The sequence below is a fragment of the Mesorhizobium sp. M1399 genome (assembly GCF_040317735.1).
In the GTDB taxonomy this organism is placed as follows: domain Bacteria; phylum Pseudomonadota; class Alphaproteobacteria; order Rhizobiales; family Rhizobiaceae; genus Mesorhizobium.
Map to the genome: position 1 here is coordinate 427,961 of NZ_JAMYKZ010000003.1, position 12,543 is coordinate 440,503.

Annotated in this window: 13 protein-coding genes; 9 read left to right on the forward strand and 4 right to left on the reverse strand. The window is 61.9% G+C overall.

Features of this window, described 5'->3' with window-relative positions:
- Window positions 1-359 precede the first annotated feature (359 nt).
- The 9 genes from NKH05_RS06930 (at window position 360) to NKH05_RS06970 (ending at window position 9,767) form a co-directional block, all read left to right on the forward strand.
- Window positions 360-1,106: a hypothetical protein gene (locus NKH05_RS06930; protein ID WP_353025184.1), complete on the forward strand. Its 747-nt coding sequence runs from the start codon at window positions 360-362 to the stop codon at window positions 1,104-1,106.
- Between the two features lie 275 nt (window positions 1,107-1,381).
- Window positions 1,382-2,599 carry a septal ring lytic transglycosylase RlpA family protein gene (locus NKH05_RS06935; RefSeq protein ID WP_352789988.1) on the forward strand — a complete coding sequence of 406 codons (1,218 nt, stop codon included), beginning with the start codon at window positions 1,382-1,384 and terminating at the stop codon, window positions 2,597-2,599.
- Between the two features lie 132 nt (window positions 2,600-2,731).
- Window positions 2,732-3,862: a D-alanyl-D-alanine carboxypeptidase family protein gene (locus tag NKH05_RS06940; RefSeq protein ID WP_036244342.1), complete on the forward strand. Its 1,131-nt coding sequence runs from the start codon at window positions 2,732-2,734 to the stop codon at window positions 3,860-3,862.
- Window positions 3,863-3,926: 64 nt separating this feature from the next.
- Window positions 3,927-4,601, forward strand: coding sequence for a dTMP kinase (gene tmk / locus NKH05_RS06945; protein ID WP_352482558.1), 675 nt, complete (start codon window positions 3,927-3,929; stop codon window positions 4,599-4,601).
- Window positions 4,598-5,653 carry a DNA polymerase III subunit delta' gene (locus tag NKH05_RS06950; RefSeq protein WP_352855989.1) on the forward strand — a complete coding sequence of 352 codons (1,056 nt, stop codon included), beginning with the start codon at window positions 4,598-4,600 and terminating at the stop codon, window positions 5,651-5,653. The genes tmk and NKH05_RS06950 overlap by 4 nt, the downstream gene beginning before the upstream one ends.
- A gap of 120 nt (window positions 5,654-5,773) precedes the next feature.
- On the forward strand, window positions 5,774-7,360 hold the full coding sequence (gene metG / locus NKH05_RS06955) for a methionine--tRNA ligase (RefSeq protein ID WP_352856001.1): 1,587 nt from the start codon (window positions 5,774-5,776) through the stop codon (window positions 7,358-7,360).
- Window positions 7,360-8,154 (forward strand): TatD family hydrolase, encoded by a 795-nt coding sequence (locus NKH05_RS06960; protein WP_352494666.1) that lies wholly within the window; start codon window positions 7,360-7,362, stop codon window positions 8,152-8,154. The genes metG and NKH05_RS06960 overlap by 1 nt, the downstream gene beginning before the upstream one ends.
- Before the next feature lie 3 nt (window positions 8,155-8,157).
- Complete coding sequence (locus NKH05_RS06965) at window positions 8,158-8,976, forward strand: MBL fold metallo-hydrolase (RefSeq protein ID WP_023717587.1); 819 nt, start codon at window positions 8,158-8,160, stop codon at window positions 8,974-8,976.
- Window positions 8,977-9,182: 206 nt separating this feature from the next.
- Window positions 9,183-9,767, forward strand: coding sequence for a hypothetical protein (locus tag NKH05_RS06970; protein ID WP_352587524.1), 585 nt, complete (start codon window positions 9,183-9,185; stop codon window positions 9,765-9,767).
- A gap of 90 nt (window positions 9,768-9,857) precedes the next feature.
- Here the strand turns inward: NKH05_RS06970 and NKH05_RS06975 are convergent, their stop codons facing one another.
- From NKH05_RS06975 to NKH05_RS06990, 4 genes are read right to left on the reverse strand one after another with little or no spacing between them, the layout of a single operon-like run.
- Window positions 9,858-10,412, reverse strand: coding sequence for a DUF2076 domain-containing protein (locus NKH05_RS06975; protein WP_352587527.1), 555 nt, complete (start codon window positions 10,410-10,412; stop codon window positions 9,858-9,860).
- A gap of 31 nt (window positions 10,413-10,443) precedes the next feature.
- Window positions 10,444-11,151 (reverse strand): Bax inhibitor-1/YccA family protein, encoded by a 708-nt coding sequence (locus NKH05_RS06980; protein ID WP_023717585.1) that lies wholly within the window; start codon window positions 11,149-11,151, stop codon window positions 10,444-10,446.
- A gap of 27 nt (window positions 11,152-11,178) precedes the next feature.
- Window positions 11,179-11,952 (reverse strand): anti-sigma factor family protein, encoded by a 774-nt coding sequence (locus tag NKH05_RS06985; RefSeq protein ID WP_023717584.1) that lies wholly within the window; start codon window positions 11,950-11,952, stop codon window positions 11,179-11,181.
- Window positions 11,949-12,482: a sigma-70 family RNA polymerase sigma factor gene (locus NKH05_RS06990; protein WP_023717583.1), complete on the reverse strand. Its 534-nt coding sequence runs from the start codon at window positions 12,480-12,482 to the stop codon at window positions 11,949-11,951. The genes NKH05_RS06985 and NKH05_RS06990 overlap by 4 nt, the downstream gene beginning before the upstream one ends.
- Window positions 12,483-12,543 lie beyond the last annotated feature (61 nt).

Consider the following 12,543-nt stretch of genomic DNA (forward strand, 5'->3'; position numbering starts at 1 on the left):
TTCGCGCTTCATTCCTGTAAAGCCGCATTCAACACCAAGTCAACCATGGCGACCGCACCTTTGGGCGCGATTCAGGACGGTGAGCAGCCCGGCATGGCGACCTGTGTTTTGTGCTGAGTGTGGAAAATCGTTTTTAAAACCCGCACAGACTATTAATCGTTGTGCGCCGATATGTTGGGCGCATTAAACACATGTAAGTAAATCGTATTCCGGAGTTGATTTTGGCCGTACTTGGCGCTCTCCCGCCCGGTCTTCGCTGTAGACCAATTCGAGAAACCGACTGGGAGGGAGTGGTCGACTGTCTGTGCAGGGGCTTTCCGGCGCGTAACCGGAGTTACTGGATACAGGCTCTGACCCGTTTGTCGCAGCGGCCCGCAGTTGCCGAGTTCCCACAATATGGCTTTGTTTTGGAGCATGTCGGTCGGATCGTCGGCGTTGTGCTCACCCTTTATGCTCGCTACCAGGGGTCGGAGGGCGACGAAATCCGCTGCAATCTTTCAAGCTGGTCAGTCGACGCAGAATTCCGTCCCTACGGCGCCATGTTGGTTGCGGCGGTTCTCAAGCGAAGGGATGTGACCTACACGAACATTTCGCCGGCACAAGCGACATTGAAAGCCAACCGGGCGCTCGGCTTTCGGCTCTTCTCCAGCGGACAATTTACCTTCGTGCCGGCTTTAAGTTCGGCGCAGCGGTCATGTCGCGTGCTCGAAGCGCGTCCCGATCTTCCGGAATTGGCGATGCTGTCCGAGAGTGAGAGATACATACTCTCTGAACACTCCACGCTGGGCTGCCTGTCGTTGATCTGCATTTGCGACGGAGCAGCGTTTCCCTTGGTGTTGATGCCGCGCCGAATGTTGCACGGTCTTATCCGATGCCATCAGATCATCTATTGCCGCTCGCTCGCGGATTTAAGCCGGTGCGCCGGTGCCGTGGGGCGCTTTCTCTTGCGAAGGGGAATCCTGGTTTGCTTTGTCGACGCCAAGGAGCCGATTCCAGGTTTGTTGGGGTGGTACCGCGCCAACAAGGGGCTGAAATACTTCAAGGGCCCCAGACCACCCGCACTTGGAGATCTGACGTTCACCGAGCTTGTGATATTCGGTCCCTGAATCTGCGCTCGGAGACATGCCAACGCCGGGCAGCAAAGCGTGCGGGCACGAATGGCGCTGGTGATCGATACGCGATGATTTTCATGCCGATCGGCGAGACGGTCGTGCCACAATCTCGCCCGGTTCCGACCACAATCGGTTAATACGGTGATAAACAATTCCTGCGCACAAAAGGATTGGGGTTGGGAGTCGCCGGCGTTTCTGGAGTGGGTGCTTTGGCACCGCCAACGTTAAAGCTGCGGTGCCTTCGTCGAGACTGTAGGGGACAATCGAAAATGCAGACTACGGCGCGCCCGCGTCTTCGTCGCGCTTCCGCTTTCGCGCTGTTTGCCTTGTCGGCAGCCTTTCTTGCGGCATGTGCCGGGCCGCAGCAAAAGGCGATGGTCAACAAGAAACCACGCTCCAAGGAATATTTTTCCGAAGCCGAATACGGTGTGAAAGCCAGCCCGCGCGTGACGTTCAAGACGTCTCGCGGACGCGATCAGCTCGGCAGACCCTATCAGGTGCGCGGCAAGTGGTACTATCCAAAGGAAGACAAGCGTTACGCCAAGGTTGGCCTCGCATCCTGGTATGGTGAGGCCTTCCACGGCCGGTTGACCGCCAACGGCGAAGTCTACGACATGGCAGATCTGACGGCGGCGCATCCAACCATGCCGCTGCCGAGCTATGCGCGTGTCACCAACATGAAGACCGGCAGCTCGGTGATCGTGCGCGTCAACGATCGCGGACCCTATCATGATGGACGCATCATCGATGTGTCTAAGCGCGCTGCTGAAATGCTCGATTATGCCAATATCGGTACGGCCGAGGTGAAGGTCGAATATGTCGGCCGTGCGCCGCTCGAAGGCAATGACGGTCAATATCTGATGGCCTCGTACCATCCCGGCAACAGGGCACCGGATCCATCGGACGGTCTGCCCAGCGGTGTCATGGTCGCCATGAATGGGCCGTCGCCGAGCCTGCCGGTAAGCGCCGCGGTGGTGCCGTTCCCCGGTCAGCTGACGAATTCCGGGCAGGCATCGGAAGCTGTCGTTGCGACGCAGGCACTGGCCTCCGGCGATGTGACGCTGCCCGAATTTGGACCGATCGTGCCGGAGCGTCCGGAAATCAACCTGCCGGCGCAATCGCCATTCACTGTGGCGTCGCTGTCCTATGCCAATGAGCGCGTGCAGCGCGCCTCCAACGCCTTCGCCGCGCTGGATGGCGTCGGCATGTCGCCCGCCGAGATTCTTCAATCCTGGAAACGGCAAGCTCCTCCAGCCGGGTCGCCCACGGACTATGTCGCGGCGGGTTCGTTCGAGGATGCCGCCGAAGCCGAGCGGGTGGCGGCCAAACTTTCCAGCTTCGGCAAGACCGAGATCCAGCGCTCCGAACTCGACGGCAAAGGCTGGTACTCGGTCAACCTCTATGCCGACGGCCATGGCAGCCTGGACGAGATGCTGCTGGCCGCGTGGTCGCATGGTGCGCCGGATGCGCTTGCCGTACGCAACTGATGGCGGGTCGCCTGGCTTTCTCGTGCGCGATTGATCCGCCGCGGAAAAGCCTGCTAGCTTCGGCCAACTTGCAAAAGAGCGCCGGCTGACTGGTCGAACCCGATGAAATTTTTCCGTCCTTCCACCGGGCTCATGACGCTCGGCCTGCTGCTGCTCTCGCTTGTGCCGGTCTCAGCACAGCTTTTCGAGACCAAGGCCGCGCAGGCCTTCATGATCGACGCCGAAACCGGCACCGTGCTGTTTTCCAAGGATGCGGACAGGTTGATCCCGCCGGCCTCGCTGGCCAAGCTGATGACGATGGAAGTGGTCTTCGACGCCATCAAATCAGGGCGCATGACGCTCGACGACACTTTCGTGGTCAGCGAGAACGCCTGGCGCAAGGGCGGCGCTCCTTCGGGGACATCGACCATGTTCGCGAAACTCAAGTCGACGATCCGGCTGGAGGACCTGATCCAGGGCGTGACCGTGCAGGCGGCCAATGACGGCTGTATCGTCATCGCTGAAGGAATGGCCGGGTCCGAAGCGAATTTCGCGGCGCAGATGACCGAGCGCGCCCGCCAGATCGGCTTGCAGAAATCGACCTTCGTCAATTCCACCGGTCTGCCGGCCGACGGGCAGCAAACGAGCGTTCGCGAGCTTGCGCTTCTGGCCCTGCATATCTGGCGCAACTACCCGGATCTCTACCGCTATTATGGCCAGAAGGATTTTAGCTGGAACAAGATTTCCCAGAGGAACCGCAACCCGTTGCTGGCCATGGATATAGGCGCCGACGGCCTTGCAGTCGGCGCCAGCGAGCAATCCGGATTCGGCATAGTCGGCTCGGTCAGCCACAATGGAACAAGGATGATTGCGGCAATGAGCGGACTGGCAAACGACCGCGAGCGCGCCGAGGAAGCGCGAAAGCTGCTCGACTGGGGCGTTCGCTCGTTCGAGAAGACGGAGATATTCGCCAAGGACGAAGTGGTTGGCGAAGCCCAGGTCTTTGGCGGCTCCAAATCCGGCGTCGCGTTAAAGGCCAATGGACCCGTGGAGATCTTCCTACCGATCGCCAACCGCGACAAGCTCACCGCCAGGATTGTCTATGACGGACCCGTGGCAGCGCCGGTGGAGGAGGGGCAGCCGGTGGGTACGCTGCGCGTCTGGATCGGCGATACGCTGAGCCAGGAGACGCCGCTTTTTGCCGCCGAGTCGATCGGTGTCGGTTCGTTGCCGCAACGCGCGCTCGATGCCGCCAAGGAACTGGCCGTCGGCTGGCTGCGTTAGCACCGTCGCGGTGGACCTTTTTTCCCGCCGGGACTATACGGTCCCCGAAGTATGGACAAAGGCTTTGGCGCGCGGATTTTTCATCACTTTTGAAGGCGGCGAAGGAGCAGGCAAGTCGACGCAGATCGGGCGGCTGGCAAAGAAGATGCGCGCCAAGAAATACGATGTACTGGTGACGCGTGAGCCGGGTGGCTCGCCGGGCGCGGAGGCGGTCAGGCATGTCCTGCTTTCAGGCGCAGCCGAGCCGTTCGGCCCCAAGATGGAAGCGCTGCTTTTCGCCGCCGCGCGTTCCGACCATGTCGAACAGGTCATCCGGCCGGCAGTCGAGCGCGGCTCGGTCGTGCTTTGCGACCGCTTCATGGATTCCTCTCGCGTCTACCAGGGCGTCACCGGAGGCCTCGACCCGGCATTCATGGACGCGTTGGAGAAGGTCGCCATCAACGGCATGGTGCCGGACATGACGCTGATCTTCGACATCGACCCCGCCGAGGGACTGAGGCGCGCTACCGCCCGACGGGGCAGCAGTGACGGCCCGGACCGCTTCGAGAAGGAAACATTGGCCATCCACCAGCGCCGCCGCGAGGCGTTTCTGACCATCGCCGCGGCTGAACCCGAACGCTGCGTCGTCGTCGATGCATCAGCAGACCCGGACACGGTGGAGGATGTCGTTACCGCCACCGTCTTCGCGGCTCTCGAGAAGATGATGCCGGCGCAAAGCAGACAGGCGGCGCCGGCATGATTTTCGAACGCATCGCACCCGAACAGCACGATACGCTGGACGGGGTGCCGGAGCCATCCGAGACGCCGCGTCTCGTCGGACATCTTCAGGCCGCCGATATGCTTGCCGCCGCCTATCGCTCGGGAAAGCTGCCGCACGCGCTGATCTTTGCCGGGCCGGTCGGCATCGGCAAGGCGACGCTGGCCTTTCACCTGGCGCATCACCTGTTGAAGCACCCAGCCTTCGGGCAGGCGCCGGAAAGCCTTGCCGTTCCCGATCCGGCATCGTCGCTGTTTCGTCAGATCGCCACCGGCGCGCATCCTTCGGTGCTGCATCTTGCGCGCCCCGCAAACGACAAGACCAAGAGCTTCAAGACCGTGGTCACCGTCGACGAGATCCGCAAGGTCAGCCGCTTTCTGTCGCTGACCTCGCATGACGGCAGCTACCGGGTGGTTATCGTCGATCCCGCCGACGACATGAACACCAATGCTGCCAATGCCTTGCTGAAGAATCTTGAAGAACCACCGGCGCGCACCTTGTTCATCCTCATCGTCCATGCGCCGGGCAGCCTGCTGCCGACGATCCGGTCGCGCTGCCAGATGGTGCGGTTGGCGCCGCTCGATGCCGAGAGCTTGATGACGGTTCTGGAGGGCATCGAGCCACCGCCACCGGAGGATCCTGCGGCGCGCGCGGCGCTGGCGGAACGGGCAGGGGGCAGCGCCCGCAATGCGATCCTGCTGACGCAATATGGCGGGCTGGAAATCGCCGCCACCCTTGACGCCCTGGTGATGGCCAAAAAGACAGATGTCGCCGGCGCCTACCGTCTTGCCGATGCGGTCGCCGGCCGCGACCAGGCGATCCAGTTCGACATCTTCAATCGCCGTGCGCTCGACCTGCTGTCGGAGGGCGCCAGCCAAGCCGCGCTGGCCGGCGATCTGGCGCGGGCCAAAACGCTGTCGGATACTTGGCACGAGGCTTTGAACGCTATATCTGAAACCGAGACCTACAACCTCGACAAGAAGCAGCACGCCCTAACCATGATCGACCGCCTGAATTCTGCAATGCGAATGTGACGGCCGCTGGCGTGGCTTTGAAGCCCCTGAGTTTTGATCCCAATCAATCGCAGGAACTTCGAAGCCACCACATTGGCGTCGGATGGCAATTGCCGTTTCGATGCGATATCTCACCGCGACATCTTTCATTCAGACATTCATGACGGCTCATCCATGGCACGCGAAAAATACTACGTCACGACGCCGATTTTCTATCCGAACGGCAAGCCGCATATCGGCCATGCCTACAATGTCATCGCCAGCGACACGCTGGCCCGCTTCCAGCGGCTCGACGGCAAGGACGTCTTCTTCGTCTCGGGAACCGACGAGCACGGTTTGAAGATGCAGCAGACGGCGGACGCCGAAGGCTTAGCGCCGAAAGCGCTTGCCGATCGCAACTCGGCGATCTTCCGCTCGATGCTCGAAGCGACCGGTTGCTCGAACGACGTTTTCATCCGCACCACCGAGGAGCGTCATTACAAGGCCTGCCAGGCGATCTGGACGCGCATGGCTGAGAATGGCGACATCTACCTCGACCGCTACAGCGGCTGGTATTCGGTGCGGCAGGAAGCCTATTTCGACGAGGCCGAAACCAAGGTCGGTGACGACGGCGTGCGCCGCGAACCACTCGGCTCGCCCGTCGAATGGACCGAGGAAGAGAGCTATTTCTTCCGCCTTTCCGCCTATCAGGACAGACTGCTCGCGCTCTACGAGAACAGCCCCGAATTCGTTGGACCGGCGGAGCGGCGCAACGAAATCATCAGCTTTGTCAAATCCGGCCTGAAGGATCTGTCGATCTCGCGCACCACATTCAAATGGGGCGTGCCGGTGCCCGGCGATGAGAAGCATGTGATGTATGTCTGGGTCGATGCACTAACCAACTACATCACCGCCGCCGGCTATCCGGATCCGGCCAATGAGAGATGGTCTTTCTGGCCGGCAAACGCCCACGTCATCGGCAAGGACATCATCCGCTTCCACGCGGTCTACTGGCCGGCATTCCTGATGTCGGCTGGCATCGAATTGCCGAAGCGCGTGTTCGCGCATGGTTTTCTGTTCAACCGTGGCGAGAAAATGTCGAAGTCGGTCGGCAATGTCGTCGATCCGTTCGCGATGATCGAGCACTACGGCCTTGACCAGGTGCGCTATTTCTTCATGCGCGAAGTGCCGTTTGGCCAGGACGGCAGCTACAGTCACGATGCCATCGTCAACCGCACCAATGCCGATCTTGCCAACGATCTCGGCAATCTGGCGCAGCGCTCGCTGTCGATGATCGCCAAGAACTGCGGCGGCGTGGTGCCTAAGCGCGGCCAATTGAGCAATGCCGACAAGGCGATCCTCGATCAGGCCAATGCCGCCCTTGTCACGGCGCGCAGGACGATGGCCGACCAGGGCATCCATCTGGCGCTGGCGGCGATCTTTGGCGTGGTGGCGGAAGCCAACCGCTATTTCGCCGGCCAGGAGCCATGGGCGCTGAAGAAGACCGATCCGGCACGCATGGAAACGGTGCTGTGGACGACGGCTGAAGTGATCCGGCGTGTCGGGCTGCTGTGCCAGCCCTTCATTCCGAAGTCGGCGGCAAAGCTGCTCGACCTTTTGGCGGTGCCGGCGGACAGCCGCGATTTCGCGAATGTCGCCGAGGCTCACGCGCTTGTATCCGGCACGGCACTGCCGGCGCCGGAACCGGTATTTCCACGCTATGTCGAGCAAACGGATACAAGCGCCTGATGCTGGTCGACAGTCACTGCCATCTCGACTTTCCGGATTTCGCCGAGGAGCGGGCGGCCATCGTCGCCCGCGCCCTTGCGGCCGGTGTCGGCCGCATGGTGACGATCTCGACGCGGGTGAAGCGGTTTCAACAAGTGCTTGAGATTGCGGAGACTTTCGATGAGGTCTATTGCTCGGTCGGTACCCATCCGCACAATGCGGCCGAAGAGCTTGATGTGACTGTCGAGGATCTGGTGCGGCTGTCCGATCATCACAAGGTGGTGGCGATCGGCGAGGCCGGGCTCGATTATTTCTACGATCATGCGCCGCGCGATGCACAGGCGCAGGGCTTTCGCACCCACATCGCCGCGGCTCGTGAGACCGGTCTGCCGCTGGTCATCCATTCACGCGACGCCGACGACAACATGGCTGATATCCTCGAAGAAGAAACAGGGAAGGGCGCCTTCCCCTTCATCTTGCACTGTTTTTCATCGGGGCGCCGGCTGGCCGAGATCGGCGTGGCGCTCGGCGGCTACGTTTCGTTTTCCGGCATCCTGACTTTCAAGAACTCCGCCGAGCTGCGCGCCGTCGCCGCCGATGTGCCGCGCGACCGTCTGCTGGTCGAAACCGACGCGCCATACCTTGCGCCGATCCCGTTTCGCGGCAAGCGCAACGAGCCTGCCTATGTCGCGCATACAGCCAAGGTGCTGGCCGACACGATCGGCGTCAGCGAGGCCGAGATCGCTGCCATCACCACCGACAATTTCTTCCGGTTGTTCAGGAAAATGCCGCGCCCGAGCGCGCCGGGCGCCTGACGCATGAGCGATCGGTTGCGTCTTACCGTCCTCGGCTGCGGCTCATCGCCGGGCACGCCACGCATCACCGGCGACTGGGGCAATTGTGATCCGACCAACCCAAAGAACCGGCGCATGCGCACCGCAGCGCTCGTCGAGCGGATCGCGGCGAATGGCGCCAGGACCACGGTCGTCATCGACACCGGCCCGGATTTTCGCGAGCAGATGCTGCTGGCATCGGTCAGGCGCATCGATGCGGTCGTCTATACGCATCCGCATGCCGACCACATCCACGGCATCGACGATTTGCGCGGCTTCGTGCTCGAGCAGCGCCACCGGATCGACATCCATGCCGATCAGGTTACCATGCTGCGGCTGAGGGAAGCGTTCCGCTACTGTTTCGAAACACCGAAAGGCAGTTCGTATCCGCCGATCGTCAACGCCCATATCATCGACCACAACAGGCCGGTGGTGATCGAAGGCGAGGGCGGCGCCCTCACCATCGAACCGCTGCCGCAAATCCACGGCGACATCATCTCGCTGGGTTTTCGTATCGGCAATCTCGCTTATTGCCCTGACATCAGCGACTTTCCGGGAGCGACAGCCGAGCGTATGCGCGGGCTGGACATGCTGGTCATCGACGCGCTGCAATACACCTTCCATCCGAGCCATCTGTCGCTTGGCCAGGCGCTCGGCTGGATCGAAAGACTGGCGCCGAAGAACGCGGTGCTGACGCATATGCATGTGCCGCTCGACTACGCCACGGTAATGGCCGAGACGCCGGCCAACGTCGAGCCTGCCTATGACGGCATGACGATCGAAATCCCTTACAAATCAGCGTAAAGGACCAAGGTTTTCATAGCTGGGTTACAGAGTTCGCTCCAAACCGCCCAGCGGCTCGCTTATGCTATCTTCGCCACGTCCTATCGGCCATGTCAGTTCCATAATCTATCTTATGCGACTGAAGCCTGTAGCGTCCACTGAAGCCTGTAGCGTCCGTTGGCAGCGAGACAGCATTTGTGGGGCAACGGCGTGCTAGGTTGCGAATCATGAACACACTGCTTGCAAGTCTTGCCCTCACCCTCGCCTGCGCATTCACTGACGCGCGAGCGCAGGACTTTGATCGTGCGCCAGGCGAGAATGACCTGGCTTTCGCGAAACGTGTGGTTGGGTTCGCGGACAACGCTGATCCGCACACCACAGCCGTGACCTGGAACGGCCTCCAGACACTGTTCGTCGATTACCAGACCACTGAGGAATATCCGGAACGCCCACTCGTCGCACTACAGCAGCAACCCGACGGGTACCGTACAATCCAGGTCACGCTTGGCGAACACGAAGGCGGCACGCCAGAGATTACAGCGCTCGGCCTCGTCAACGCCGATCACGATCCGGCAAAGGAACTGACTGTCATACTTGCCTGGCCTGTTTCGCACTACGACGTTTCGGGGACGCTCTACGAAGTTCGCATCTTCGACGCCCCCAAACCGGGCCAGAAGGCGCTGACGCAATTGAAAGTGAGCCAAAAGTTCGACGCCACCTGCGACTGCGGATGGCGCGACGGCACGACGAAGCGTTTCCGTTTCAAGACGATCAGGGCGGTCAAGGCTGAATTGAAGCGCTTGGGCGATTAGCCGCCGGCGAGGGCTCGCTTGCCGGATGCTGCCTCCGCCTACCCGGTGACCGGCAATCGTCACGAGCGCCGGCACAGGCTGGGTCGCTCGTCAGAATTCCATATCCCCGAAGTCACCGCCATTATCGGAGCTGGCATCGTCTGCCTGGTCGGCTTCGTCCGGCTGCGGTGCCGGCCGTTCGGCTGCCTGCGCTTCGCTGCCGCCAAACATGCCGGCGATCGCATTGCCGAGCAGCACGCCGCCTGCCACCCCCATCGCGGTCTGCGCGGCGCCGGCAAGGAACCCGCCGCCGGCCCGCTGTGACTGGTCTTGTGGCTCCTCCGCGGCAGCAGAGGCGGTGCGCGCTATCCGCGGAACCGAGCCTGAGCGCCTGCCGCCGCTGCGGCCGAAGAAGCCACTGAGCGGTCCACCGCCGGCAGGCTGCCGCGCCTGCTCCTCCAGCTCTTCGATGCGCGCCTGCGCTGCGTTCAGGGCCCGCTCCTGCACCACGATCGTCTGTGCCATGTAGTATGGCGCCCCAGGCTGCTGGGTGATCTGGTCCTGGATCAAGCGTTCCGCTTCGGCATCGCGCGGCGGCGCCTGGCGCTCGACATTTGCGAGCTTCTCGAAGAGCTGTCCGATCGCCTGCTGGTCGTTTCTGTCCATGATGTACTATTCCGGTCTCGGTCCGACGCGGCTATTCGCGCTCGCCGGTGAAGTTCAGCAACAGCTGGAAGATGTTGACGAAGTTCAGATAGAGCGAGAATGCACCAAAAACGGCGAGCTTTTGCTGTGTTTCGGCGCCGAAGTTTTCGGCGTACTGCTCCTTGATCGTCTGCGTGTCCCAGGCCGTGAGCCCGACGAAGACGGCGATTCCGATCACCGAGATCGCAAACTGCAGCGCTGTCGAACCCAGGAAGATATTGACGATGCTGGCGATCACCACGCCGATCAGGCCCATGATCAGGAAGGACGAGAACTGCGTCAGGTCGCGACTGGTTGTATAGCCATAAAGGCTGGTGGCGCCGAACATGGTGGCGGCGATGAAGAAGGTGCGGGCGATGCTGGTGCCGGTAAAGACCAGGAACACGGAAGCCAGCGACAGACCCATGACCGCGCAGAACGCCCAGAACATTGCCTGGGCCCCGGCCGCCGACATCGTCTGCATACGGAACGAGAACAGCAGCACAAAGGCCAGCGGCGCCAGCATCACCACCCATTTCAGCGGGGTGGAGAAGATCGGCACGTAAAGGGCGGGCGTGGAGGCCACCACGAGGGCGATCACGCCCGTAACGACGAGGCCAAGGCCCATGTAGTTATAGACGCGCAGCATGTGCCGGCGCAGGCCTTCGTCGTAGACGGCTCCGGCTCGGGCTCTGGTCCCAATGTATCCCAGATTGTTCATTTGGTTCTCCTTCTTAGAGGTAGTCGATCAGTAGAGTGTTTTGGCGAGCGCTTCGGCCGTGCGATCGAGGCCGCGGACATCGCTACGTGCGACGACTGCGTAGGCGACCTCGCCGATCTGGAAATAGGCCGAGGAAACCTCGCCCGACGGAACGACAGTCGGCTTGACGACGTCGAATGTTCCGGGCCGGATGGCGAACAGCGAGAGCAGCCCCATCTCTTTTGTCTCGACAGCCATCTCGACGCTCGGGCCGAACTGCGATGGGTAGATCTGCACGTCACGGACCGTCCAGTCCGTTGGCAGCGATGGCATGACGATCGCCGTGGCGGCGCGGATTTCGTCGGCATTGTAGCCGGGCGCCTCGAGTTGTGACGACATCGCCTCGCGCACGAGCGTCGTCCGATGCGCCCGGACTGCGTCCTCCACATAGGCGGGCGGATGGGTCGAAGCGACGACTTCCGTCACCGATATCGGTCCGATGAGCCCGTTCGCAAGCCAGCCGGCGGCGACGAAAACAGCGACAGCCGCCGCGCGCTGCAAAGCACCAAGGACACGGCCGCGCGCTAACCCCCGCTCCAGCCGCCGTGCCGCATCAGCCGTCGCCGGCCGCGCCATGCCTTTCGATCCGGCAAGCGCCACGCGCAGCTCGTCACGCGTCCTCAGATCAGTCATCACCCGCGCGGCCGCTTCCGGGCGAGCCGAAAGGAACGCCTCGACCTCGATGCGACGAGCAACGTCCAGCTGATCGTCGACATAGGCGTCGAGATCGGTGTCGGTGACGGGATCGCGCAGTTGGTTCATGATCCACCTCCGACGATCTTCAGATGGCTTTTCGTGCGTGCCGGTGCCGCGTCCTCCATCTCGCGGAGTGCCGCACGCGCCCTGCCGATGCGCGACATCAGCGTGCCAAGCGGCACGCCGCTAACCTCGGCCGCCTCGCTGTAGCTAAGCCCCTCGATGGCGACGAGATGCAGCGCGCAACGTTGCTCTTCCGGCAATGTGAAAAAAGCGTCGCGCACCTGTGCCAGCCGGACGGAATGTTCCTGCGGAGCCTGGACGCTGGCCTCGGTGAGATGGCCGGCCTGTTCGATGCGCACCGCTTCGGATTTGCGGGATCGCAAGCCGTCGATGAACGCATTGTGGACGATTGACAGCAGCCATACGCGAAGATTTCCGCCTGAGCGGAAGCTGCCGCGTCGCTCATAGGCACGCACCAGCGCATCATGCACCAGATCCTCTGCATCGGCGCTGTCGCGCGTCAGCGAGCGTGCGTAGCGGCGCAGCGAACCGAGCTGTCCCAGAATATCGAAGCGTGGCATCGGCCGTTTCATGTCCTGTTTACGGAGCAGGTCGGGGTTTTAATCCCGCTCTCCCCGAATTTTTTCGGCTCGC

What these genes read in the sequence shown, in the direction of transcription:
- NKH05_RS06980 (WP_023717585.1), bottom strand. Translation starts at nt 11,151, where the DNA reads ATGAACAATCTGGGATACATTGGGACCAGAGCCCGAGCCGGAGCCGTC.
- NKH05_RS06960 (WP_352494666.1), top strand. Translation starts at nt 7,360, where the DNA reads ATGCTGGTCGACAGTCACTGCCATCTCGACTTTCCGGATTTCGCCGAG.
- NKH05_RS06950 (WP_352855989.1), top strand. Translation starts at nt 4,598, where the DNA reads ATGATTTTCGAACGCATCGCACCCGAACAGCACGATACGCTGGACGGG.
- NKH05_RS06985 (WP_023717584.1), bottom strand. Translation starts at nt 11,952, where the DNA reads ATGAACCAACTGCGCGATCCCGTCACCGACACCGATCTCGACGCCTAT.
- NKH05_RS06935 (WP_352789988.1), top strand. Translation starts at nt 1,382, where the DNA reads ATGCAGACTACGGCGCGCCCGCGTCTTCGTCGCGCTTCCGCTTTCGCG.
- NKH05_RS06975 (WP_352587527.1), bottom strand. Translation starts at nt 10,412, where the DNA reads ATGGACAGAAACGACCAGCAGGCGATCGGACAGCTCTTCGAGAAGCTC.
- NKH05_RS06940 (WP_036244342.1), top strand. Translation starts at nt 2,732, where the DNA reads ATGACGCTCGGCCTGCTGCTGCTCTCGCTTGTGCCGGTCTCAGCACAG.
- NKH05_RS06965 (WP_023717587.1), top strand. Translation starts at nt 8,158, where the DNA reads ATGAGCGATCGGTTGCGTCTTACCGTCCTCGGCTGCGGCTCATCGCCG.
- NKH05_RS06970 (WP_352587524.1), top strand. Translation starts at nt 9,183, where the DNA reads ATGAACACACTGCTTGCAAGTCTTGCCCTCACCCTCGCCTGCGCATTC.
- NKH05_RS06990 (WP_023717583.1), bottom strand. Translation starts at nt 12,482, where the DNA reads ATGAAACGGCCGATGCCACGCTTCGATATTCTGGGACAGCTCGGTTCG.